Origin of the sequence: Gilliamella sp. B14384G10 (genome assembly GCF_016101685.1) — a bacterium.
Lineage (GTDB): Bacteria > Pseudomonadota > Gammaproteobacteria > Enterobacterales > Orbaceae > Gilliamella > Gilliamella apis_A.
The window spans coordinates 315,488-342,062 of sequence record NZ_JACFQA010000002.1 but is presented as its reverse complement, the minus strand read 5'-3'; the positions used below and the strand labels follow the sequence as shown (position 1 = coordinate 342,062).

At 32.5% G+C, this 26,575-nt stretch carries 21 protein-coding genes; 12 read left to right on the top strand and 9 right to left on the bottom strand.

The annotated features are described in order from the left end of the window. Positions 1 to 4 precede the first annotated feature (4 nt). Positions 5 to 3,154 (bottom strand): alpha-mannosidase, encoded by a 3,150-nt coding sequence (locus H3T54_RS05815; protein ID WP_198221425.1) that lies wholly within the window; start codon positions 3,152 to 3,154, stop codon positions 5 to 7. A gap of 1,105 nt (positions 3,155 to 4,259) precedes the next feature. Here H3T54_RS05815 and H3T54_RS05810 point away from each other — a divergent pair. From H3T54_RS05810 to H3T54_RS05775, 8 genes are all read left to right on the top strand, one after another. Continuing rightward, entirely contained in the window at positions 4,260 to 5,303 is a 1,044-nt protein-coding gene (locus H3T54_RS05810; protein WP_198221423.1) for a type II asparaginase, read from the top strand. 938 nt (positions 5,304 to 6,241) lie between these two features. Beyond that, complete coding sequence (locus H3T54_RS05805) at positions 6,242 to 6,700, top strand: Panacea domain-containing protein (RefSeq protein WP_086364519.1); 459 nt, start codon at positions 6,242 to 6,244, stop codon at positions 6,698 to 6,700. 3 nt (positions 6,701 to 6,703) lie between these two features. Then, complete coding sequence (locus H3T54_RS05800) at positions 6,704 to 7,150, top strand: hypothetical protein (RefSeq protein WP_198221421.1); 447 nt, start codon at positions 6,704 to 6,706, stop codon at positions 7,148 to 7,150. A 416-nt stretch (positions 7,151 to 7,566) separates the two neighbouring features. Beyond that, complete coding sequence (locus tag H3T54_RS05795) at positions 7,567 to 8,016, top strand: hypothetical protein (RefSeq protein WP_086365413.1); 450 nt, start codon at positions 7,567 to 7,569, stop codon at positions 8,014 to 8,016. Positions 8,017 to 8,200: 184 nt separating this feature from the next. Further along, the gene (locus tag H3T54_RS05790; RefSeq protein ID WP_198221419.1) at positions 8,201 to 8,671 is read left to right on the top strand and encodes a hypothetical protein; all 471 of its coding nucleotides are present in this window, start codon (positions 8,201 to 8,203) and stop codon (positions 8,669 to 8,671) included. A 341-nt stretch (positions 8,672 to 9,012) separates the two neighbouring features. Beyond that, positions 9,013 to 9,219, top strand: coding sequence for a hypothetical protein (locus H3T54_RS05785; protein WP_065578823.1), 207 nt, complete (start codon positions 9,013 to 9,015; stop codon positions 9,217 to 9,219). Positions 9,220 to 9,637: 418 nt separating this feature from the next. Then, positions 9,638 to 11,551, top strand: coding sequence for a hypothetical protein (locus tag H3T54_RS05780; protein WP_198221417.1), 1,914 nt, complete (start codon positions 9,638 to 9,640; stop codon positions 11,549 to 11,551). 499 nt (positions 11,552 to 12,050) lie between these two features. After that, a complete protein-coding gene (locus H3T54_RS05775; RefSeq protein WP_110447924.1) occupies positions 12,051 to 12,485 on the top strand; it encodes a hypothetical protein in 435 nt (144 codons plus the stop codon). 156 nt (positions 12,486 to 12,641) lie between these two features. Here H3T54_RS05775 and clcA read toward each other — a convergent pair whose 3' ends face one another. From clcA to nikA, 7 genes are all read right to left on the bottom strand, one after another. Beyond that, the gene (gene clcA, locus H3T54_RS05770) at positions 12,642 to 14,018 is read right to left on the bottom strand and encodes a H(+)/Cl(-) exchange transporter ClcA (protein WP_370527362.1); all 1,377 of its coding nucleotides are present in this window, start codon (positions 14,016 to 14,018) and stop codon (positions 12,642 to 12,644) included. A gap of 149 nt (positions 14,019 to 14,167) precedes the next feature. Continuing rightward, entirely contained in the window at positions 14,168 to 15,493 is a 1,326-nt protein-coding gene (locus H3T54_RS05765; RefSeq protein WP_198221413.1) for an MATE family efflux transporter, read from the bottom strand. Between the two features lie 3 nt (positions 15,494 to 15,496). Beyond that, positions 15,497 to 16,276, bottom strand: a complete 780-nt coding sequence (locus tag H3T54_RS05760) for an ABC transporter ATP-binding protein (protein WP_198221411.1) — start codon at positions 16,274 to 16,276, stop codon at positions 15,497 to 15,499. Beyond that, positions 16,276 to 17,142, bottom strand: a complete 867-nt coding sequence (locus tag H3T54_RS05755) for an ABC transporter ATP-binding protein (protein WP_198221409.1) — start codon at positions 17,140 to 17,142, stop codon at positions 16,276 to 16,278. The genes H3T54_RS05760 and H3T54_RS05755 overlap by 1 nt, the downstream gene beginning before the upstream one ends. Beyond that, positions 17,135 to 17,962: a nickel/cobalt ABC transporter permease gene (gene opp1C, locus H3T54_RS05750; protein WP_367275174.1), complete on the bottom strand. Its 828-nt coding sequence runs from the start codon at positions 17,960 to 17,962 to the stop codon at positions 17,135 to 17,137. The genes H3T54_RS05755 and opp1C overlap by 8 nt, the downstream gene beginning before the upstream one ends. A gap of 2 nt (positions 17,963 to 17,964) precedes the next feature. Next, on the bottom strand, positions 17,965 to 18,909 hold the full coding sequence (gene opp1B, locus H3T54_RS05745) for a nickel/cobalt ABC transporter permease (protein ID WP_198221405.1): 945 nt from the start codon (positions 18,907 to 18,909) through the stop codon (positions 17,965 to 17,967). Between the two features lie 23 nt (positions 18,910 to 18,932). Then, positions 18,933 to 20,498, bottom strand: a complete 1,566-nt coding sequence (gene nikA, locus H3T54_RS05740) for a nickel ABC transporter substrate-binding protein (RefSeq protein WP_198221403.1) — start codon at positions 20,496 to 20,498, stop codon at positions 18,933 to 18,935. 278 nt (positions 20,499 to 20,776) lie between these two features. On the opposite strand from nikA, the gene rhlE reads away from it, so the two are divergent. Together rhlE and H3T54_RS05730 are read left to right on the top strand one after the other, a co-directional pair. Next, positions 20,777 to 22,081 carry an ATP-dependent RNA helicase RhlE gene (rhlE, locus tag H3T54_RS05735; protein ID WP_198221402.1) on the top strand — a complete coding sequence of 435 codons (1,305 nt, stop codon included), beginning with the start codon at positions 20,777 to 20,779 and terminating at the stop codon, positions 22,079 to 22,081. Between the two features lie 26 nt (positions 22,082 to 22,107). Next, on the top strand, positions 22,108 to 22,449 hold the full coding sequence (locus H3T54_RS05730) for a YggL family protein (protein ID WP_065651175.1): 342 nt from the start codon (positions 22,108 to 22,110) through the stop codon (positions 22,447 to 22,449). A gap of 67 nt (positions 22,450 to 22,516) precedes the next feature. Here H3T54_RS05730 and H3T54_RS05725 read toward each other — a convergent pair whose 3' ends face one another. After that, positions 22,517 to 24,109, bottom strand: a complete 1,593-nt coding sequence (locus H3T54_RS05725; protein ID WP_198221400.1) for an ABC-F family ATPase — start codon at positions 24,107 to 24,109, stop codon at positions 22,517 to 22,519. A 799-nt stretch (positions 24,110 to 24,908) separates the two neighbouring features. On the opposite strand from H3T54_RS05725, the gene H3T54_RS05720 reads away from it, so the two are divergent. Together H3T54_RS05720 and H3T54_RS05715 are read left to right on the top strand one after the other, a co-directional pair. Then, a complete protein-coding gene (locus H3T54_RS05720; protein WP_198221398.1) occupies positions 24,909 to 25,595 on the top strand; it encodes a hypothetical protein in 687 nt (228 codons plus the stop codon). Positions 25,596 to 25,710: 115 nt separating this feature from the next. Beyond that, positions 25,711 to 26,568, top strand: a complete 858-nt coding sequence (locus tag H3T54_RS05715) for a carboxylate/amino acid/amine transporter (protein ID WP_198221396.1) — start codon at positions 25,711 to 25,713, stop codon at positions 26,566 to 26,568. Positions 26,569 to 26,575: the final 7 nt, after the last annotated feature.

Genomic DNA, 26,575 nt, shown 5'->3' with positions numbered 1-26,575 from the left:
GCAATTAATTTATTGAAATTGCATAAGTTTTAATTTCAAAAGGACTTAATTTTATTTTTAAATTTCCTTTATTTATGTTTTGATCAATAAAGTTCTCCATCAAATCACACTCTCTCCACCAGTTGATTTTGTAGTGAGAGCTGATATTGACATTTTGTGTTCCACCGGAGAAATCATGAATTCTGAGAATTAACCAATCACCTGATTCTGCTTTTTTCAAAGCATCAACCTGAACTAAATGATTATCTAATGTAAGAATTGATAGATTAGATGGTTTAATAAATGATTTTAATTTGCCATCATAAATCCTTAGCGGTTCATTTAAGAACCAAGCTTCTTGGGCAACATGACCTTCTTGCCAATTCTTCGTATGAGGAAATAAAGAATATGTAAATTGATGTTGTCCTTGGTCAGCTTGTAAATCAGGGCTTATAGCTGATTTGATGAGGGTTAATTGCATTATATTGTCTCTAATAGCATGACCATATTTGCAATTATTTAATAGGCTGACGCCATAACCGTATTCGGATAAATCGGCCCATTGATGTGCTACACTTTCAAATTTTGCATAATCCCAACTAGTATTCCAAGTAGTTGAGCGTTTAACATTACCAAATTGAATGTCGTACGTTGCTTCAACTGCTCTAATATCGACTGGAAATACTGTTTTAAGTAGTTGATTGCAGTCATGCCAATCAATATCAGTTATAAAATCAATTTTTGGATTATTACTATAGACTCGCATTTTCTGGCAAATTGAACTGTTATTAAAAATCCATTTAAATGTGATTTCACAAATTAATGGCCCTAATTCAGTCAGTTCGACAGATTGTAACTGTACAACAGGTGATTTTTTCTGAATATGAAATATTTCAATATCCCAAGCATCATATTTCATTGGTTTATCTTCATATACAGTCAATACATTGCCACAACCTGACAATACCTCTCGGTTATTCTTTTTATCAAAAATACGGGTAAGGTGGCCAAATTTATTCCACTTAATGAGATAAAAAGGTGTATCTATTTCATCATCATTATAGATAAAAGCATCTTTTGCCTTATTACTTTCAGATGTAACGTTATTTTCATAACTTACATTTATACAACTTAGTGGCGCTATTGATGGTATTTCAACAAAATAACCATCATTTTGTTTTGATTTTTGTATAGTGAGATATTGATTGGAATCATCTTTTATAGTGAGATTTTCTGCATAAGTATCAAAATAAACAACGTCATTTTTTCTCATAAAGTTAGAGCTATTGATGATAATTTTGCTATTAACATCACTATCTGTAATATTTTTTAACAGAGGTTTAAGAATTTCGTTATGTCTATTATTTAAATCCTGAAATTCAAGTTTGGCATCTTGATAGACTTCATGTATAGATGAACCAGGAATAATGTCATGAAATTGATTTCTAAGAATGAGTTTCCAACAATAATCTAGTTTATTTTTATCATAAACAGACCAGTCATTATTTAAGATTGAGTTAGTCGCCGATAACCATTCGATGAAACGAATATCTAATTCGGCTAATCGATTCGCTTTTTTAATTTGCGCTTGGCTGGTGTATGTTCCGCGATGAGTTTCAAAGTATAATTCGCCATCCCAAGTATGGAACCAATCATTGCTATGATTGATATTATCCTCTAGTTCATGAAAGAATTGCTTAACAGTACCAAATTGAATATTAGGTAATACTGGCATTTTTTCGAATCGTTCCAATAATTCAAGCATCTGCTCATTTGGCCCACCACCACCATCACCATAACCAAATGGTAGCAACAGTGTTTTTGTTAAACCTTTATCTTTATAGTTATCCCATAACCCCTGAACAGATTTAGCATTAACAATGCCATTATAGGTATATCGTGGATGTCCTTCTTCAGGTGTTGTAACAAAATGCGCTAAAATATCACTGCCATCAATGCCTCGCCATTTAAAAGTATCGTGTGGCAGTTGATTAAATTCATTCCAACTAATTTTTGTTGTCATGAAATATTTAATGCCTGATTTTTTTAAAATTTGTGGTAATGCCCAAGAATATCCAAATACATCTGGTAACCATAAGCATTCAGGCGTTATGCCAAACTCGGTTTCCATGAAATTTTTGCCATACATAATTTGTCTGACAAATGATTCACCAGAGGGTATATTACAATCAGCTTCAACCCACATAGCACCATCAACTTGCCAGCGCCCATCTTTGACACGTTGTTTTATTTGATCATAAATTTCAGGATAATCATTTTTAACATATTCATAGAGTTGTGGTTGAGACTGGAAAAAATTATATTTTGGAAATTGTTTCATTAACTTCAAAACAGTCGAAAACGAGCGCGCACATTTTTCTCTGGTATGTTTTATTTGCCATAAAAAGGCGAGATCGATATGAGTATGGCCTACACAATTAATCACAACTGGCGATTTCACCGCATCTTTGCTGTAATTTTCTTCTAAATACCTAGATGCATTACTGATTGATTGGTAAAATTCTTTACTAGATGGGTTTTGCCAATTAATGAGTAGAAAAGAGCTATCTAATAGATTAAGTAATCTCGAATAATAAAAATCATTGTTAGAGATAACATCTAATGTTTGTAATATAGCGGTAGAAGTCACGTACAAATCATGAGTGGCTTTATCTCTTAAACCGAAGGCAACTTGTTTTATACTGTTACCAACATGAAACTCATCAAAATGTTGTCTAACTTTACCTTCAAGTACGCCTGACCATATACGAATATCAAATCTAATTGTTTTACCAGAAAAGTCGTCCGGAAATGAAATAACATTATGGTTTTTATCTAAACCATGCCATGGTTTACCATTAACATAGAGTAACGCTTCATATTCATCACGTAGAAAAGATAATGAAAAATTAAAAAGACCTATATGAGTGGAACGATTCGGATCGGTTTTAGGGAAAGTATGGCTTAACCTTAACCAAACATAGATATCCTTTTCTTTCCACTCAAATCCTTGCTCAATATTTTGCCAATCGGCATTTTCATTAGGGGGCGGGGCACCATTAACTCCTTTACGGTCATAACAAAAATCAAAACTTTGTATTGTTTGAATATCATGTAATTCAAACCGCAATAGTTCTTCAACGCGTTGTTTTAATTTCCTTTCTGTAAAAAACATAATTCCCTCTAATTTAGATAAATATACAAAAACAAACAATTGGTATAATAAGTTAAATAATAAAGTTGTAGTTCACAAATATAAAAACCAAATTTGGTGACTGAGATCACAAAAATTTAATTTAATTAATTTAATAATCGGTTCTAAGTGTTTTTGAAAAGGTATAATAACTTTTAATTTCAACTGATTTATTGATAATAAATTTAAGAGGAGTTTTGATTAGTATAATAAAGTCTAATAGAACAAACTTTATCTATATGAATTTTTATTAGAATTTTGATTTTACTGTGAAAATGAAGAAAAATAAGCGATAATTGGTTGATGATGAAGTGTCTAATGTTAATATTATCAATTGATAAGTAAACTGGTGATTTGTAAATTGGTTCATCAATAATAGATGAATTGGTAATACAAATTAGTTTTACTAAAATGATAGGATGAGGTTGCCCAAAAGGATAGATTTTCACCAAAAACACAGTCAAAATTATAATATTTATATTACTCATGTAAGTTGAAAATCATACATCTTATTTTATTAGAATGCTCAGTGTAAAATATTGAGGATAATTCGATTTCTTCGTTTAATAGTGACAATAAAGCGATGGTTGAAAATGATTTCATAGAATTTAATGTGAATATATTCACTCTTAAACCTTTAAATGGTCATTTACTGTATTAAAAATTATATTTAAGAATCCATAATCGAGCAGTAACAGGTTCAAGTCCAGTTGTAAAATCTATCAAAAGTTTTATCACTATTTATTACTAATCAATAAGTTTGCTGAATGATTAAAAAGAACGGAATTAGGTTGTGTTTTTATACCTTATCATTGTTAAAAATGGTAAATTCACTATATAAAACGAGTTAGCTATCCATATTTGCTCAATTTTGAGGATCAAGGTTAAATCATTAAGAGTAAATCGCACCATTTAGGTGCATTCATTTTGATAATAGATAAAATCTTTCTTGATTAATTTTACTCTATTTTTAATAAGTTAAATAATTCATTGAGAATTTTTAGCGACAATTTAATTTTATTTAACTTGGTCTAGATTTTGCATGGTAAATAAAAGGATATTTATTTACTATCTATAAGGAAAAAAGATGAAATATAAAATAATACTTTTCACCACTCTATTCTTAATGAGTACATTCTGTTTTGGTGAGACAAAACTTCCTCATATTGTTATTTTGGCAACTGGAGGAACAATAGCCGGTTCGGCTGCAAGCAATACCGATACCGTTAGTTATAAAGCCGGTGAATTGGGCGTGCAGACATTAATTGATGCGGTTCCTGAATTAAAAAATATTGCTCAAATTGATGGTGAGCAAGTAGCTAATATCGGCAGTAATGATATGACCAGTGATATTATTTTAAAACTATCAAACCGTGTGAATGAACTATTAGCAAAAGATGATATTGATGGCGTTGTAATTACCCATGGTACAGATACACTTGAAGAAACAGCCTATTTTCTTCATTTAACGGTAAAAAGTGATAAACCTGTTGTCTTGACTGCAGCCATGCGTCCCGCGACCGCTATCAGTGCCGATGGACCAATGAATCTATTAGAAGCTGTGACATTGGCATCTACTTCAGAAGCTAAAGGGCGAGGTGTCATGGTTGTACTTAACGATAGAATAGGCTCAGCCCGATTTATAACAAAGACTAATGGCACAACCACAGATACCTTTAAAGCCGCAGAACAGGGATATTTAGGTGTTTTTATAGCTGCAAAACCACACTTTGAAACCAAAATTGACAAACTTCATACATCAAATTCTATTTTTGATCTTAGCGGTGTTAAAGCGTTACCTAAAGTGATTATTTTATATGGCTATCAGGATGATCCAGAGTATTTGTTCGATGCTGCTATCGAAAACCATGTAGATGGTATTGTTTATGCTGGTTCTGGAGCTGGCTCTACTTCTGTTAGAAGTGATAGAGGCATAAAAAAAGCAGAAAATGCGGGTATTGTTGTTGTACGCTCATCTCGAACAGGTAGTGGGATAGTTCCTGTAAACAAAACATTACCAGGGTTAGTTTCAGATTCGCTTAATACTGAAAAAGCTCGAATTTTACTCATGACAGCATTAACTAAAACTAAAGATCCTGAATTAATTCAGCAATATTTTCATACTTATTAGTTATCATGATTTATTATAATTCAAAGGGCTGCAAGATAGATACTTGTAGCTCAATCCTGATCAAAAACAAGTAAAAAAGTGCGAAAAGCAATTTCTTTTACACAAGATCAATGGAAATCATTAATTAAAATATATTAGTTATAGAGCAAGGCATACAGGCTCCTTTAGTAACAGTTAATAAGTGATTTTGTTTGTTATTTGAGAATAACATTTTGATTTTATAAAATCATAGATTCAACCGCTAACATTAATGGGTTAAAATAAAAGTGTGATAATTAATTAAAGAAATAGTGTAGGAGGTTTAGAAATTGTAAACCTCGATGGAATACTAAATTAGTCAATTTACTGCCGAGTAGGTAGTTTAGAAAATCACAACGAGGAAATTGTACTGCTGATGAATGTTCACTGCCGTGTAGGCAGTTTAGAAAATATGAAAAAATAATCATAGCAATTAAATAATCAATAATTGACAAAATAGAAGACATTGTTAAAAATAACATTGCCAATAAGAACTCTTCTGATTTTTTTGAATAACCATTATTAGTATATTGAATACAAATGTAAAAAAATATATATTTCTATGAATGGTATTATATTGACAACCAGCGTAATCGTATTAAACTGTATAAATAAACAGGTGATTTTTTGTAATGAGATATCCCAAAAAGCAGAAATTTAAGTTGTTTAAGAAAATAACAATTTGGCTTGATAAAATAACAATCAAAGGAATTGCTGTTTTTATATCACTATTAATTGCTTTTGTTATTAGTATTTCTATTGCTTATCTGATAATTTTTAATATTAATGGAAATGAACATCCAGCATTATATGAATTATATATGGTATATGTTGTAGCAGGATTTATGGTAACTTGGCTAATTATATTAGCTGTTTTGCGATATACATTATCTAAAAGACATTGCTCATAGGAGGGATATATGGCTTATTCTACAATTGCTGTAGCAAATACAATATTAGAGATTGCAGAAAAAAAGAACATTGAAATTTCTCCAATGAAAATGCAGAAATTAATTTATTATGCTCAGGCTTGGTATTATTCATTAAATAATGAACCTCTTATTGATGAACATTTTTCTCGTTGGCATTATGGACCAGTTATCCCGTCTTTATATCATAAATTAAAGTATTATGGGGCAAATAATATTACTTCTAAAATAGGTGATTTAGAGTTTATAAATAATGATACGGTTTTTGTTGAACCTGTGATTAAAGATAATTTGATTGGTCAATATCTAGATAGAATTCTAGAAGTATATGGCTCATTTTCAGCAGAGCAATTATCAAATATGACACATCAAGACGGAACCGCATGGGCGATTAGCGGTCCTGATGGCTCAGTAATTACTTTAGATGAAATGAAGCTAGATACTGAGTGATTTATGATTAAAGACTCTCTAAAAAATATAAAAGTTAAGTTTTCTCCCCAAGATGAGAATAATCTTAATAGTAGTATAGAAAAACCACCTAAATCACAAGAAGTCTTAGATTTTGAGATTGAAGAGAAAAGAGTAAGTGTTTACATAAAGCAAGAGCAATATGAAAGAGAAAAAGCTGATCGTCAACTTAGAGACAAATATTCATTCAAAGCATTTAAGGTAGTAAAAAAATCGCTATGGGGATGGGCTATATTGCTTTTTGTTTATGGAGTTACTAAATTCTTAACCAGACATGAAAATGGTGGTGGATTTGAAATTTTTTCGGATCATGTTTTGATTGCAATCACTACTGCGACATCATTAAATATCTTTGCAGCATTTTTAAGTTTGATTAGAGGACTTTTTCCTTCAATAAAAGAAGATAAAAAAGAAGATAAAAAAGAAAAATAGATTTTTAGAATTAATAATTAGCTACTTCGGTAGCTTTTTTTGTTCCTAAAATCAATCATATATATAATTACAGCGCTATAATAAATTTTACTTAATTTCTATATGTATATGAATATATACTGCCGAGTAGGTTTTTTAAGGTATTAACTTAAGATTTATATCTGAAATATAGAATAAAATGACTCATTTCTATGTTATTAACATAATAAGTAAGTTTGTTGGTTATGCTAGAATCAATTAACAGTTAGTTACATTTTAATTATTAAGAAATAAATATCAATTTCACCATACCTAATTTGCTTTTTTAATAATATTAAACTAATCTAAATCCTTAAAAAAATTATTATTAAACAATTCTCCAACCGATTAATAGGGAGGTTTAATGATATTTTCAAGGATTAGAGGTGTTAAGCATTATGAAATATTTATTTAAAGATTCTGTATTGATCGGTCTCTTTTTCATATTCTACTTTAGTATGGACATAACTTATTATGTTGTTTTAGAAAATCCTCATTCGTTTATTAGCAAAATAGGTAAGCCAACTGTTGATATTTTATTTGCTATAGCGGTTGTAGTTGAAATTATTTTCTTTCTTTCAATGTTGATAAAACTATTTGTTGCTAATAGTACACATTTGTTAACCTCTTATTTAGGATTAATTTTAGGGCTAGCATTTTCTTTTATTTGGCTATTTATTTTATATATTTGTTTCGTCCGATTTCATAGTTGGGGATGGAATGGTTTTGGATTTCTTGGTTGGGCGTTTTTGCCTGCGATTGGCTGTTTTATGAGTTATATTGTTTTAATACTTATCAGAATGTTATATTTTTTATATTGTGTTTTATTTGTTGAAAGATCTAAATGAAATTTTTTTGATTAACTGTCATTTTTAGATATTGCTTAAGAGAATTATTTAACCATCTAAAGTAGAATGAATAACTGATTATTAAGCAGTTAAATATTAATTTTATCAGAGTGTAACCATATCTAATTGGATGGGATTTTTTAGGTTAATAGTGAAGTTAACTTAAGTTTTTTAAGGATTAATTATGCCAAAAATTATTAAATATTTATCTAAAGATAAATTATGGATCTGTCTTTTTTGGGTTGCTTATTTGACATTTATAGTTACTTTTAATATTTTTTCATTAAGAAGCGAATTCTACATTAGTGATGCAGCTCCACATATCCTTTTTATAATATTTTGTATAATAATAATCTCTGAAATTATTTTTTTCCTAATACAATTAATAAAATTATTTATTATCCCTCAGACACATGTATTAACTTCTTTTTTAGGATTATTTTGTGGATTAGTTTTTTCTTTTTGCTGGTTGGGTATTTTATATTTTTATTTTGAGTATGTTAGTAATGGTTACGATGATATAGGATTCATCATTGCGATGTTCATTCCTGTACTCGGTTGTTTTTTCGGTTACATTATTTTAGTATTGATTAAAATATTAAGATGTTTATATTGTTATTTATCTGTTAAACAAGTCAATAGCTCTTATCAGTAAAAAAGAATATTTTAAAAAAGTTTTTTAAAAAATTAGTTGAATTTTATTAGGTATTTGTCAGTCATTTTAAAATGATTGAGTACCTTTTCTCATTTGTTATTTGTTAATTTCTTTCAATATGCCATTATTATCAATTTGAGATAAGACAGAATTACGTTGCTTATTTTATCGAGTATTTAAACTTAAAAATCGAAATTTTTTTATATTTTAAAGCTATTTTAGCGAAGATATTGAGAGATTTATTCAATCTTGACTTGATTTTTGGTTCAATCAGCGTTTATATATTATTGTAATAAGCAAATCGGCTTATTATTTATAACATTTTACTGGAGGAGCTTATAATGGTACAAAAATTTGCTGCATACGGTAGTGATGTTTCAGCTGGCACTTATAAATGTGCTGATTGTGGCTATGTATATTCAAACCAAAGTAAAAAATCGTTACCCCCTTGTCCTGATCATAATAAAAAACCACATAGTAAGAATGGTTGGTATGTGGTGAGTGGTCAAGGTGATTCAGTAAAAGATCCTCATCATACTAAAAAATAGCACTCGTTCTATGTTGTAACTTTGAAAGGTAACACTTAGTGTTACCTTTTTGGTTATTTGTCATCATCATTAAATTTTATTTTTGAGTTTTTGTTTTTTGCTAATAACTTTATTTTAAAATTGTGATCTTTATCACGTTGAAAAATAAAAGCAATGTCTCGTCTATTGCTAAACCTACCTTTCATTATTACCTATGGCTAATTGAGAAATGACTTGATTTATGGTAATAAAAAATTAGTTGTAATCAATTTCAATCAAATATATCTCTTTCACTACAAAGTAAATTTAGTCATTTTTTGGCAATTTTGCAATTCTAATAAACTGCCAAGAAGATCACAATTTCATTACTATTTGATGCCTATACTAAGTCCAATATGTACTTATGGAAATAAAATTGTTTATCCTTTAGGAGGTAATAATGAAAAAAAACATGAAAAAATTGGTTGTGTTAGGCATATTATCAGCATTGTGTTTACCAACAGGTGCAGCTTGGGCCAAAGATTATCAGTTATCAGGAAAAAATGCACAAGTTAAATTAGCTAAGGATGACAGTCAAAATAGTATTACAGCACTAAATATTATCAATCCAGTTACTAATGATTCGGTGAAAATTGAAACGTTGTTTGAAATTGTTTTAGCATCCGGAGATAAGTTAACCGATAAAGATTTTTCACTGGATAAAGTGCAACAACAAGATACAGGCATGACATTAAATTACACTGGTCATGATATGTCGATTGAAACTGTCGTTAATCTAAATGATGATAAACATTTTGCGAGTTATGAATTAAGAATCACGCCTAAAAATAAAGCACTTTTAATGTCATCAGTTTCATTAATGCCATTCCATTCACAGGCACCATTTGTGTATGGTTCAGTAGTAAGTTCACCGATTATTAGTGATACTTTTTTTATCATTCCAGAAAATCCACTAACCAATACAGTTGCTTATGAAGGCGGTGTATCACAAAAAATCCCACAAGCTATTCCACTGCAAGCTGAACACACTTTAAGTTATAAAACTTATATTGGTACTTATGAAAAAGGACAGTTAAGACGTAACATTAATCAGTTTATTGATAGTGTTCGTCAACGTCCATATAATCCATATTTACACTATAATTCATGGCTTGATATAGGATTTTTTAATCCTTATACCGAAAAAGAGGCTTTATTGAGAATTGATCAATATGGTGAGGAGTTGGTAAAAAAACGTCAGGTAAAATTGGATGGATATTTATTTGACGATGGTTGGGATAATCTAAAAGGTAACTGGGGATTTAGCGCCAATTTCCCTAATGAATTTAATAATTTGAAAACAGCTTCGGATAAATATCAAACGGCACTCGGTATTTGGTTATCACCATGGGGCGGTTATAATAAACCACGTGATAAACGTGTTGCTAATGCGCCTGAATTTGGTTATGAAACTATGGATGGTAAATTAGCCTTGTCAGGCCCAAATTATTATACTAACTTCCATAAACGAATCCTCGAATTGATTAATAATCAAAACATAACCATGTTTAAACTTGATGGAACGGGTAATGCTGATAAGGTTATTGCTGGTAGCCAATTTACTAGTGATTTTGATGCTGCTATCCATTTAATTGAAGATATGCGCAGTGCTAACCCAAATCTCTACATCAATTTAACCACCGGTACTCAAGCAACGCCATCATGGTTATTCTATGCTGATTCAATATGGCGAGGAGGGGATGACGTTAACTACTATGGACCTGGTAGCAAAGTGCAACAGTGGTTAACTTATCGTGATGCTGAAACTTATCGTTCTATAGTTTTAAAAGGTCCACTATTCCCGCTTAACTCCTTAATGTTGCATGGTATTGTCTATGCAAAACAAGCGAAAAATCTTGATCAAGAAAGTGAAACAGATTTTGCCGATCAGGTCTGGAGCTACTTTGCAACAGGTACTCAATTGCAAGAAATGTATATTACACCTGAATTATTAACGCCCCAAAATTGGGATACGCTAGCTACAGCCGCAAAATGGGCAAGAACTAATAAAGATGTTTTATTTGATAGCCATTGGATAGGTAAAGACCCGACAAAATTAGGTGTATATGGTTGGGCCGGTTGGAGTAAAGATAAAGCAATCATCACATTACGTAATCCATCTGATAAACAGCAAGTTTACTATCTAGATTTGCAAAATGATTTAGAATTACCAACTAATGCAACTGACCGTTTTCAAATTAAAATTGATTATGCTAGTAAGTTACATGCAAAAAAACCAACAACTATTTCGAAAACAGCAATGTTAACGCTTGAGCCTTTTGAAACAGTTATCATGTCATTAACTCCACAATAACCTATAAAGTGCCTTACCGTGACAAGGTAGGGCACTTGATTTTCTGCGATTTTATTTGCAATTATGTTTACTATTAACAGATAAATTTAGTAAACCAATTTTGTCCAAAGAATTTAACTTATCCTAGATAACCTATATATTCAGGTATTTCAAAATTAAAGCTTAATAATACCCAAATCTAATTAAAATTCATTGCTTATTTTGGTTGAAAGATTATTAAATTCAGGCAAAATTTATGAAGATCAATTAGATTCAATGATAAAAATAGTTAAAGTTGAAATGGTCAATATTTGTGTGGTTTAATCTAAATTCTTACAATAAATTGTTAAGTTGGCTTTTTTTATCAGAAATATTGTGTAAGATAGCAGATAATTTTATTATTCACTATTATTTAGATTATTAAATAAATTAAAATATTTAAGATAACTATAAAAATCTAATTATTTATCAATAGATTTGATTGGAAATAGAGTTATAAGGGATAAAGTAAGGAAAAATGATGAAAAAAGTTGTTAATTTGGCCGTGTTGCTTTCAAGCCTTTTTATGTTTACGACCGCAAATGCAGCTGAAGCTGATAAAACTACTGGAGTAAAGGTTACTAAAGCGTTAGCAGATAGCGCAAAACGTTCATTGTTAGGAGAAAAAGGTAAGTTTCCTATTCAAGTAGAGGCCGGTTATGAAGTCACCAATATTACCGCGAACCTTAATAATGTGGTTTTTGAATATAAGATGCCTTCAGATAGCCAAAACACACCTTTAGATGATTTTATGGAAAATGTTAGATTAGGGCTTAATAGTCAATTTTGTGATAAATCTGATGTTGTGAATGTCCTAAAAACTTATGACATTCGTTTTATTTTCCGTTTTCAATTCACTGATGAGCGTAATATTCCTACCACTTTATCAATCAAAGAAATCTGTGAGTTAGAATAGGTAACTATAAGATTATTCTTAATTTAGCGAATTTTAGTAATGAATCGAAACATTGAGATATTAATTTTGATTCATTACTAAGTTAATGGCTTAACTCAAATATTGGTCTTATTTTTCAACTATCCTCAACAACTAGTTTGTTTATGTTGCAATTTATCAAGAATTACTTGCTGTTAGCTGAGTCGTGTTATCTGATTGAAGTTTGTTTCTTAATAAGATTTTTTCCAAAATAGACGTATATAGCGGCATTCCTCCTAGCGCTTGGGCTATGAGTGTTGCACCTAAGCAAGTAATAATCATCGGTAAAATAAGCTGATAGTTATCTGACATTTCCATTACCAAGACAATCCCTGTGAGGGGCGCACGTACGGTTGCTGCAAATAATCCTCCCATTCCAATTATAGCGCAAGCACCAAGTTCAATATGATAATTGGGGTAAATTTGTTGTGCTATCACACCAAAAGCGATCCCAACCGTTGTCCCTAGGGCTAAAGTTGGGGCAAAAATGCCACCTGGAGCGCCGGAACTAAAGCATAAAACGGTAGTGATAAAGCGCAAACATAAAATCATTATCAAACTATTGATTGCATAATTACCTGCAACTGCATTAGGAATAAAATCAAAACCGCTACCAGTTATTTCTGGAATGATAAAACTTACCACACCAAATAATCCCGCTAGGCAAAATCCAGTGATAACGAAATAAACTTTATGCAATAGATAAAACTGTTTGAATCGCTCTTGTAAGGTTAATATACATTTATTTGATAAAACACCCATAGCACCAAAAAAAGTCCCTAATAAGAGATATAACCATAAAGATTCAATAGGAACGGCATTAAAGTGACCGATCTGAAAGACAGATTCCTGATTATATAAAAATTGATACATAATGCTGGCCATAATAACACCAACAAAAATAGCTTTTATTGAGGTCAAATTATAGCGAAATTGTGGGCGCATCTCTTCTATAATAAACAGTATGCCTGCTAACGGCGCGTTAAAAGCTGCAGTAATCCCAGCGGCGGCTCCCGTTGCTAAAAAAGTATGTCGATAAGCTTTATTTTTAACTTTAAGCAGATCGGAGACCATTGCACCAATATTACCACCGAGTTGAACCGTAGGGCCTTCACGACCTAACACCATACCAGAGCCCAAAGCACCAATGCCACCAATAAATTTAACGGGTAGGACAGATCGCCAACGAACTGGACGTAAATCAAGTAATGCACCTTCAATTTCTGGTATACCTGAACCGCCAGATTCTGGTGCAAAACGTTTGACCAAATAGTAAGCTAACCCACTCATTGTCCCAGTGATAGCAAAGATTAATAGATAATTAATTACTAGATTGTCGACCAGATTAAATAATAATGTTTTACGCAGTGAGATTACCCAATTCACCGCATATTGAAATAATACGCCAACAATACCAGTGATTGTGCCGATAACGCCGGCAACTATTAGTACGATTAGTGGGGCTTTATCCTGAAAACTACGTATTTTATGATAAAGTTGAATTCTTTTTTTGATAGCAGAATAACTAGGCACAATATTGACTGTAATTAGAATAATGAAGGCAAATTCTACGCCTGTTTAATCGAAAAAGATAGTTTCAAATTTGCGCTAAAATCCTCACTAGTAGTAAGATTATTTAATCAAAAATCTGCGATAATTCGCCATTAAGCAGTAATGTAGCTGCGCGATTTTTTAATCCAAATAATTAAAAATATTGTTCGGCCAAAACTAAATAAACTATAGGCCAGCCATAATCCATGATTTCCCCAAACTGGTACTGCAAAATATTGTACTATCAACCAAAGCAATAACGCTAATAACATTGAATCACGGATTGATGAAGTATAACTAATACCTGAAAAAACACCATAATAGATTAAACCGCCCGCAGCAACAATAGGGAATATAACTAGCCATGATTGATATTGCAGCGTAAGATTTATAATTTCCGTTTGATTAGTAAGTAGCTTGATAATTGAGCTGTCAAACGCCAACCAAATAGCAATTATTACAATTGGGCAAATAAAACAGGCTTGCAATGACCAACGTAGAGTTTGGTTATAGAGATCCATATTTTTATTCCCCTTCGCGCGACCACTAAATACACTTGATGCATTAGCAAAACCATCAAACAGATACGCCATCATGTAATGGATCTGGAATAAGACGGCATTAGCGGCCAATACTTCGGTATCGAATGTTGAGCCAATCGAAATAAAATGATTGGTGACGATTAATAAACAGATAGTCCTTATCATTAGATTGGTATTGACTAAAATGACTCCTTTTAAGGATTTCCATGACAAAATTGCTTTTAAGTCGGTTTTTTGATGTGTTTTCGGTAGATATCGATAGATGAACAAAATCCCGATTAAAGAGCAACTTATTTGGGCGATTAAGGTTGCGAATGCGACGCCTTTGATGTCCCAACGAAACCACCAGACAAAAAGCATCGCCATTATAATATTAAGTACATTGATGAAAACTTGTAAAAATAATACTGCTTTTACTTTAGAGATACCCATTAACCAACCAACTAATACATAATTGATAAGTACAAAAGGTGCCCCCCAAATTAACACGGAAAAATAGCTATCAGCATAGTGTTGAACTTCTTGATTAGGCTTGATGATCTGCATTGAAGCAGAAAAAATGAACTTTTGAAAAATAATAAATACCAAACCTAAAAAAATCGCAATAAACAGGGGGCGAATAAGCGAAGATTTTAGTAACAATATGTTATCCAAGGCTTGGGCTGCGAAACCGGTGGTACTGACTCTTAAAAAACCAAATAACCAGTAAATGGTATTGAATATTACTGTTCCTATGGCAATGCCAGCAATAAAAGCTGGATTAGGTAAATGACCAACTAAAGCGGTATCAACGACGCCAAGTAGGGGGGTGGTAATAGTAGACAGTACAAAGGGGATCACCAATTTAAGATAATCGCTAAACTGATATTGTTGATTTGATGTTGATGAGTTTGCCATTTTTTAAAAACCTAAAACTGATTCGAGAAGTTGGATAGAGTAAGGGTTTTTGACTTGATTAAGTTTATCTATACTATCAATATATTCAATGATCTCACCTTTATAAAAAAATGCCACTTTGTTACAAAGATAAGTAATGGTCGTTAGGTCATGGGTGATAAAAATACTGGTAAGATTGAGTTGCTTTTGTAAATCGGCAAGTAGTGACAATATTTGGGTTTGTACTGAGATATCTAATGAACTCACAGCTTCATCAAATAAGATAAATTGCGGAGAGCAGGCAATTGCTCTGGCAATGCAAACACGCTGTAATTGACCACCACTCATTTGGTGAGCAAAACGATGATAAAAAGAGCTATCTAAACCGACTTGTTCTAATAAAGCATTAATACGCAGCTTACGGTCATCTTTGGCTAGTTTTTCATAGATATCAATTGGTTCAGCAATGATTTGGGATGCAGTAAAATACGGATTGACCGAGGCATTATAATCTTGAAATACCGCACTGATAGCTTTACGCATTGTTGACTTTTTCCACGCCCGTTTAGCTATATCTTGACCATTAAAATAGATATTACCACTATCAGGTTTTTCTAAACCTAAAATCAGTTTACCTAAGGTACTTTTGCCACTACCACTTTCGCCAATAATGCCAAGACATTCACCTTGTTTTAGCTCGAATGAAACGCCATTGATAACGGTATTTTTTGTTCGGCTAAATAGATTCTGATTCGGCTGTAAAAAAGACTTTTTTACATTTTCAACGTGTAATAACGGTGGCATTAAGTTGTCTCCGTAATCAAATTTGGATTATTGAAACCAATAATAGCATTGAACTTATTCAATAACTGTTTACGTGTGTCTATCAAGTAACGAGTATAGTCATGTTGAGGATGGTAAAAAATTTGTTCACGACTACCCGATTCCACAATCTTTCCTTTATTCATCACAATGATATCATCAGCAATATGATGAATCACACCTAAATCATGAGAAATAAAAATCACGGTTGTTTTCGAGTTCTGTTTTATCTCGGTAAACATTTTTAAAATATGAAATTGGCTAATTGAATCGAGTGCTGTAGTAGGTTCATCAGCAATGATGAGTTCAGGTTCAAGCATCAATGCCAAACCAATCATTATTCTCTGTAACATGCCACCACTTAATTGATGAGGATATTTTCTATAGATCTCTTGTGGATTATTAAGGCCAATATTTTCAATCATTTCTAACGCTTTTGTCATGGCTTGCTTTTTGCTAATAACTTGATGCGCTTGTAGTGTTTCAACCACTTGCTTGCCAATACAATATAACGGATCGAAGGCACTCATAGGATGTTGTAGTATTATCGAAATTACCTTACCACGTATCTGCTTTAAGGTCTGTTTATTCTGTTGTAATAGATCACCATTATTAGCTAAGGTTAGTTTAGATTGGTGTGACTTAAATAATATTTGACCTGACACATTAAAATAGGGCTCTAATAATCCGATAATGGCTTTACATGTTAAACTTTTGCCACTGCCACTTTCACCAACGATACCTAAACATGAATGACGATTAATTTTAAATGAGACATCATCTAATAGCTTGTTACCATTGTCGAGGGTAACAGTAAGTTTATTCACTTCTAATAGCGAGCTACTCATGCTTTTTGTCCTTTGGATCTAAAATATCTCTTAAACAATCACCTAACATATTAAATGCTGCAACGACAATTAAAATTGCGATACCAGGATAGACCATCTGCAACGGATGTTGAGTCATGACATTTTTCGCTTCGCTTAACATTAACCCCCACTCGGCAGTAGGTGCTTGAACACCTAATCCAATAAAGGATAGTGCTGAGATATTTAAAATTACCCAACCTGTATCTAAGGTTGCTAATACCACCAGCTCTGACATAACATTAGGTAATAAATGACGGCAAATAATAAACGAATGTGGTGCGCCAATTGCGCGTGAAAAAAGAATATAATTTTTTCGGCTATATTTGATGACTGAACTACGAATCATGCGGCTATACCATGCCCATTTAACCACAATATTGGCTATAATGACGTTTTCAATACCTACGCCTAATACACCAACAATCGCTAAAATCATTACCTGGCTAGGAAATGACAGCATAATATCACAAAGGCGCATAATGCATTCATCAAGTTTGCCTCGTTGATAACCTGAGATAAGGCCGATTAGACTACCAACTACGATAGTGATGATCATGGTCAGTAAGGATAAAAACAGGGTAGAGCGGATACCATAAAGCAAACGCGATAAAATATCGCGACCAAGATGATCACAACCAAGCCAATGTTGGCTAGACATGGCGGCATATTTACGCACTATACGAACTTTATTGGGATCATACGGTGCGATATAAGGTGCTAAAATACCTAATATAACGATTGTGGTGATGATGATTAAACAGATTAAAGCTGTTTTATTGTTAATCAGTTGTTTAGTTATATTCATACGGCACCACCATTATATCGTAATCGTGGATCTAACCATTGATGAATGATATCAACAATAAAATTACAAACTACAAATAGAATAGCCATGATAAGAATATAAGCTTGAATGACCGGATAATCACGGTTCATGATAGCCGCGATACATAAACGACCAAGTCCTGGCCACGAAAAGATATATTCGACGACAAAAGATCCAGCTATTAATTGCGGAATAGTCATACCTAAAGCCGTGATAGTAGTATGTAGAGAATTAACTAACACATGTTTAACAATTATCGTTGTTTCTTTTAAACCACGGCTACGAGCATAAAATACCGAATAATTATGCATATTTTCCAACATGTTATTACGGATAAAACGAATATAAGTTGAGATATAGACAAACGATAAGGTTAAGGTAGGTAAAATGAGATTTTGCCATGTTCCGTAACCGTTGGTTGGCAGTAAATCTAAATAATTGGCAAACAGCCAAATAAATAGCAAACCTAACCAATAACTAGGCATTGCAGTACCTAGAAAGATAATAATACGAACAATATGATCGAATGCTGAATTGGCAAAGATGGCACATAAAACACCTAAAATTAAACTGATGATAAGTGTAAATGCAAATGCCGACATCGCTAAAATTAATGTCGGAATTAAACTGCGGATCATCTCATCCCAAACTAGTCTATCTCGATGAATAAATGAACGACCAAAATCAAGATGTAAAACATCATATAGCCAAATAAAATAGCGTTCTAAAAAAGGTTTATTCAATCCCAATTCTTGACGCATACTTTCAATAGCATCTGGTGTTGGCATGATTTCGTTTAAGCGTAATGCAACTTCAGCAGGATCGGAGGGGGCTAAATTAATAAGAAAAAAAGCGATAAAAGAGATACCGAATAATATCGGTATCATCATGGTTAAACGTTTAATAATATAATTTAACATTATTCGTCAATAATATTAGTTTATTAAAAATGCATTTTCTCAAATGGAATATCAAATTGAGAAGGAGCGAATTCAATTCCTTTTAATGATTTAACTGCAATAGCACGATTACGTTCATAAGTTAATGGGATATAAACGGCCTGATTGTGCAGCGTTTCTAGTACATAACGGAATAGATCTTGCCGCTCTTTTTCAGCAGTTGAAATTAATGCTTTACTAATACTCTCATCAATTTGTGGCTTTTCTTTCAAGCCTTGTTGCGCCATATAATCACCATAAACCGGTAATTTCATTCCCGATAAAAATGATTGCGGATCATATGGTGTTCCCCATGAAATATCGAATACCATATCAAAATCACCCGCTTTTTGGCGATCACGATAACCTTGCTCTTCTTCACCATGGATATTAAGCTTTAATCCCACTTGCTCAAATTCGTCTTGCATATATTGTGCAATGGTTTTTTGAGAGGCAGTATTACTATCATAATAAAGAGTGATCTCAAACGGTTTACCCTCTTTTTGGCGATAATCTTCACCTTTAACTTTTAGCCAACCAGCTTTATCAAGTAGTGTTTCAGCTAATTTTGTATCGTAGACATAAGGTTTTAAACCAATGTTGGCATAAGGAATATTGGTTGCCATCAATGTATCCGCTGGTGCTTCGCTATTATTAAAAATACCTTCTGAGATATCTTTCTTATTGATAATATGTTCGATAGCTTGGCGGACATTAACATCACTCAATTGGCTTCTTGTCGTATTCATTAAAACAATTCGACTGGAAACCGGTTTAGACATTAAGGTTTGAAACTTATCCATGCTAGAAAAACGCTCAAATGAATCCGCATCAACCATATTTTTACCATAAATCAGATCTATTTCACCTTTTTCAAGGGCCATTAGCCGACTTTGATTATCTGCGATTACTTTCATAGTCACTTTTTTCAGTAACGGTTTAGTACCCCAATAAGTTGGATTGGCATTAAATACTGCATACTGATCTTTCTTATGATCACCTAAAACATATGGGCCGGTACCAATATAAGATTTCACGCCATTTTTAGTTTCACCATCAATCATAGAATTTGGGGAAATAAATCGCATAGGGCGAGTGACGGCAATTTCAATCATGAAAGGGTAGTAAGGCTCAGAAAGATTAACCTCAAGAGTATAATCATCGACTGCTTTGACTTCGGTTATTAAACGCACCATTTCTAACCAAGTATGACGAACTTTGTTGGATAACACGGCATCCCAATTCAGTTTGGCACTGTGCGCATCAAATTTTGCTCCATCACTAAATGTGACGTCTTTTCTTAATTTAAAGGTGTAAGTTTTACCTTTGTTAGTAATAGTCCAGCTTTCTGCCAACCATGGAGAAAAAGTGCCATCTTCATTATAGTGAACTAATGATTCATACAACATATTTTGCGCCCACATTTCACCTGAATATAAATGTGGATTTAAATCACGAATATCACGAAAGTTTGCGAAAGTAATATCATCTTTGGCTAAACAATTTAAACTAAAGCAACTTAACATTAAGAAGATAAATAATTTTTTTAAATGAGGGAAGTTAAAAGACATATCTATTCCATGAAATAATTATGTTTTGGGCTTGCAACAATACAATAAATGATAATGATAATCAATATCATTTTTCCAATCTACCTAAAAAATGAGCAATATATTATGAACATATTTTAAGCGATTAATAACTCTATACTTTATAAGGTTATTCCCTAAAATAGTAACATATATTACATAACTAGCAATGAAAAGATAAAATAATCAGACAATTATTATTAAATTGCTTTATAATGTTGTTGCTTATTTATTTTTTTCGATTATTTAGGAATCATTACATGTCATTTGACTCTCTTGGCTTAGATGCCAAGATATTAAAAGCTATTGAAGAGCAACACTATACCGATCCCACTCCTATCCAACAACAAGCTATTCCCGTAATACTGTCAGGTAAAGATTTAATGGCTAGTGCCCAAACCGGTACCGGTAAAACCGCAGGTTTTGGTTTACCCATATTGCAAAAATTGCATCAAATGCAATTAAGAAATTCACCTAACTCAGAACCGAAAAAAGGTAAACGCCCTTTATATGCATTAATTTTAGCACCAACACGTGAGCTAGCAGCGCAAATTGGTGAAAATATTCGTGATTATAGCCGTTATTTATCTATTCGTTCATTAGTGGTATTTGGTGGTGTCAGTATCAATCCACAAATGATGAAACTTCGCGGTGGGGTGGATATTTTAATTGCCACACCAGGACGATTATTAGATTTAGTGCAGCAAAATGCTGTCGATCTTTCGCCGGTAAAAGTTTTAGTTCTGGATGAGGCTGATCGTATGTTAGATATGGGCTTTATCCATGATATCCGACGTGTGATCGCTAAATTACCGAAAAAACGCCAAAATTTACTTTTTTCTGCCACCTTTTCTGACGAGATAAAAGGATTAGCGAATACCATCTTAAATTCGCCTGAATCGATTGCTGTGGCGAAAACCAATAGTGCATCTGAGCAAATTACGCAATATGTGCATCGAGTGGATAAGCGTCGTAAGCGTGAATTGCTCTCTTATTTAATTGGCAAAAATCAATGGCAACAGGTGTTAATTTTTACTCGAACCAAGTATGGCGCTAACCATCTAGCGGAACAGTTAACCAAAGATGGCATTAAAGCATCAGCAATTCATGGTAATAAGAGTCAGGGCGCCAGAACGAAAGCGTTAGCTGATTTTAAGTCGGGACAAATACGAGCATTAGTCGCTACAGATATTGCTGCCAGAGGATTGGATATTGAGTTATTACCTTATGTTATTAATTATGAGCTGCCACAAGTAGCAGAAGATTATGTTCATCGAATTGGTCGAACAGGGCGAGCCCAAAATCAAGGTCAAGCTATATCGCTAGTTTGTATTGATGAACTTCCTCAATTAAAATCAATTGAGAAATTGCTTAGAAAAACGATTCCGGAAATTTTTACTCAAGGATTTGAAGTCGATCCTAGAATTAAAGCGGAGCCAGCCAAAAAAGCGCCAGCAAAACGAGCTCCAACAAAAAGAAGAAGTGCTGATAAATCTCGAACTTCTAAAAATCATCAGAATAGTATGAAGCAATCAAGCCATCATACACATTCTAAAACTCACTAAATTATTTAAAGCAGAAGGATATTATTATGGCTAAGGTTAATCGCAGTCGTCGTTTAAGAAAAAAATTACATATTGAAGAATTTAAAGAGTTAGGTTTTACTGTAAGCTGGTCATTTGACGAAGGTACTAATGAAGAAACAATCGATAACGTTGTCGATCAATTTATCGTTGAAGCAATACAAGCTAATGGTTTGGCTTACGAAGGAAGTGGTTATTTGACTTGGAAGGGGATTATTTGTACCCAGAAATTAGGTAACTGTACTGAAGAAGATCGTGACAATGTCACTAAATGGCTTGAGAGTCATGGTTTAAAAAATGTTAAAACCAGCGCTTTAATCGATATTTGGTGGGATGAATTAGATTTTTAATTCTTTATAACCAGCCAATAAAAAAATAGCCACTTATGTGGCTATTTTTATTGATTTTTATGCAGCTTTATTCGATACCTTGACTTCGCAAGTAATCTTCATAATTACCTGTATAATCAATCACTTTTTCTGGCGTGATTTCAATAATACGGCTAGCCAGTGAGCTGACAAATTCGCGGTCATGCGATACAAAAAATAACGTTCCTTGATAAAGCTCTAATGCCATATTTAATGATTCGATCGATTCCATATCAAGGTGATTAGTCGGTTCATCCATGACAATGATATTTGGTCGTTGCATCATCAATTTGCCAAACAGCATACGGCCTTTTTCACCACCAGATAGAACTTTAACTTGCTTTTTAATATCATCTTGGGAGAACAATAATCGACCTAAAATACTTCGTACCGCTTGTTCATCATCATTAGGTTGTTTCCATTGACTCATCCATTCAAATACAGTTAAGTCTTGTTCAAACTCATATTCATGATCTTGCGCATAATAACCAATATTGGCATTTTCTGACCATTTAATATCACCTTGTTCTGGTGTTAATTCATTCATCAAGGTTTTGAGTAGGGTAGTTTTACCGATACCGTTAGTCCCTAAAATTGCTACTTTTTCGCCAACTTCGACCATGATATTAAGATTTTTAAATAAAGGACCATTGTCGAAACCTTTAGTGAGGTTTTCTACCACTAGTGCATTACGAAATAGTTTTTTATCTTGCTCAAAGCGAATAAATGGGTTTTGTCGGCTGGATGCCTTGACTTCTTCCAATTTTATTTTTTCAATTTGTCTCGCTCGTGATGTTGCTTGTTTTGATTTAGCGGCATTAGCGCTAAAGCGACTGACGAAGGATTGTAATTCACTTATTTGTGCTTTCTTTTTCGCATTATCAGCTAATAAACGTTCTCTTGCTTGAGTAGCGGCAGTCATATAATCATCATAATTGCCAGGGTAAATACGAAGTTCACCATAATCCATATCGGCCATATGGGTACAGACCATGTTAAGAAAATGGCGATCATGGGATATGATGATCATTGTACTTTCACGTTCATTTAATGTATCTTCTAACCAACGGATAGTATCAATATCTAAGTTATTGGTTGGTTCGTCGAGTAATAAAATATCTGGATTTGAAAATAGCGCTTGGGCTAATAATACCCGTAGTTTCCAACCTGGAGCAATTTCGCTCATTAGACCATAATGTTGTTCGATAGGAATACCAACTCCAAGCAATAATTCACCAGCTCTCGCCTCCGCACTATAACCATCCATTTCGGCATATTGGGTCTCTAAATCAGCGACTTTAAAACCGTCTTCCTCACTCATTTCTGCTAACGAGTAAATGCGATCACGTTCTTGCTTGATTTGCCATAATTCTGTATGTCCCATAATTACGGTATCGAGAACAGTAAACTCCTCGAAAGCAAATTGATCTTGGCGTAATTTACCCAATCTTTCATGTGGATCAAGCGATACATTGCCTGAAGTTGGCACTAAATCGCCACCAATAATTTTCATAAAGGTGGATTTACCACTCCCATTAGCACCAATTAATCCATAACGATTACCATTACCAAATTTGACAGAAATATTTTCAAATAGTGGCTTACTGCCGAATTGCATTGTGATATTGCTTGTTGTTAACACTGATAATTACTCTCGAATTGACAAAAGGAGGCAGTTATATATAACAAAAATACATATAACACCATTAAAATAAATTTCTTTATATTATGGCATATTTAACACTTTTTGAATAATTCAGTTTTATCTCTATGAATTTACTAATGATTTTCATGTTTGTTATTTTTTAACAAACAAAAATTTTGTTAAAAGTAATATATAAAAACCTTAATGAGAAAAAGTGGTTTAGAAAATATTATATTAGTCTTAAGCAGTGAAAGTGAGAGATAACAATAGCTGTATCTCCAACTCAAAGAATATTGAAAATATTCCCAATATACTTCTATAACTTAGAAATCATCATCACAATAAGATTTTTTGATTTTATTAGCAAAAATATTTAAAAATTAAGTCATAAGTATTGTTAATACTTAATCTAAATTTAATTGAAAATGTGCAATTAACTTTATGTTTTATAGAGTAATTCATATCATATCAATTGATGCTCGCTGTTGTATTTCAGCGTCGAAGTAATCATTATTCGATTATTATTTAATTGGGTAACTATATTTGTCATAGTAAATGAGCAAGCCATCGATAAAAACAAAAATGCTGCTATCATTTTCTAATCAAAACTTAAACATTGGTAAATTATAATAAAATTCTATCTTGTTGTTTCAATTAGAATAATAGTATCATTAATACGTTTTAATTGTAGAATTGGCGGAATTGCAATAAAAGGCTTGATTTGTTATCGCTCATAAATCAAGCCTTGTATGATATCAATATGAATAAAAAGGATTTCGAATAATAGGGACAATATATGAAATATTTTTGGTTATCGATAATGTTTTTTTATCTAAGCTGGATTAGTTGTTGTAAAGCAACAAATTTCAAAGATTTAACATCTTGGCAGTATTACGATCAGGAAATTCCGATACAATCTACTGAGGGAGAGTTGTGGGTATTTGATGATAATCGAATTAAATGTGATTGGTTCCCTGATATAGAAGAATTTAATTGTAATTTACTTTTTTTAAAATCAAATAAAAAATTTGATTTTTCTATACCACTCGGTAGTTTCATTGACAGTACTTCATTTAATGGATATTTGTACAAAAGTTCTGCAAATAATTTATTTAACGTGTTTCTTATTGAGGGCGAGTCTGAACGTGGTACAGTTGGTTACTATGTTTTAATCTTTGATAAAACTAAATTGGTTAATCATTTCTACCTTGATTATGGCAGAGCCGGTATCTATTCGTTTGACCAAGCTAAACAATTATTACAAGATAATGCTACAGATAATAAAGAGTTACCAGAATTGAATATCGATAATGCTGAAAATTTTGATGAAATTTATATCAATCCAAAATATTTTATTTCAATTTATAGAAAAAATAATAAGTTTTTATTTAAGATTGCTAGAAATTATATGTGGAATCCTGACGATATTCCAATAACGGATGAAAATAAATATATCTATATTGAAAAAACAATCAATGAATAATTGGAGTAAGAAATAATTATTGTCATGGTTGTAATCAATTAGTGCATCAAAATGTTTACAACCGATATATGAATTGTTACCATGCCTGACTTTTTATTTTCGGTACAAATTTGCTATGTATTACCTTATTTTTGTCACTATTGTTTGGTCGTTTTCATTTAGTTTTATTGCGGTTTATTTAAGTGGTCAAGTTGATACTTGGTTTGCGGTAGTCATGCGCGTTTTGCTGGCTTTTATTACCTTTATTCCTTTTTTACGTTTTAAAAATGTCTCTGTAAAGCAGATGTTGCTTTTGATGGGAGTAGGTGCATGCCAATTAGGAATTATGTACTTCTTTTATTACAACTCATTTCAATATATTTCGGTGCCAGAGGTTCTATTATTTACCATTTCAACGCCAATTTATGTCACCATCATCTATGATTTACTGCAAGGGCATCGACTAAGACTTAATTATTTATTAACGGCCATTATAGCGGTAATTGGTGCGGCAATTATCCGTTATGATCACATCAGTCGTGATTTTATCATTGGCTTTTTATTAATTCAGGGGGCCAATATCGTCTTTGCTTTAGGGCAAGTCGGCTATAAACGTATTATGGAACTCTATCCATTACCGCAACATCAAGCTTTTGCTTGGGTCTATTTTGGGGCAATAGTTGTAGCAACTATTGGTTGGTTATTATTTGGTAATGCTGACAAACTGCCTACCACTCAATTACAGTGGGGGATTATTATTTGGTTAGGTGTTGTGGCTTCGGGATTATGTTATTTTTTATGGAATTTAGGTGCGACTAAAGTCGATTCTGGTACATTGGCGATTATGAATAATTTGGTTATTCCGGCTGGTATTTTAGTTAATGTTGTTATTTGGCACCAATCAATAGATTGGGGGCGATTCACTGTTGGTAGTGCAGTTATTGTTTTTGCTTTGATTTTACACCACAAATTCATAAATTTTGCGGTGAAATAAGTTAATC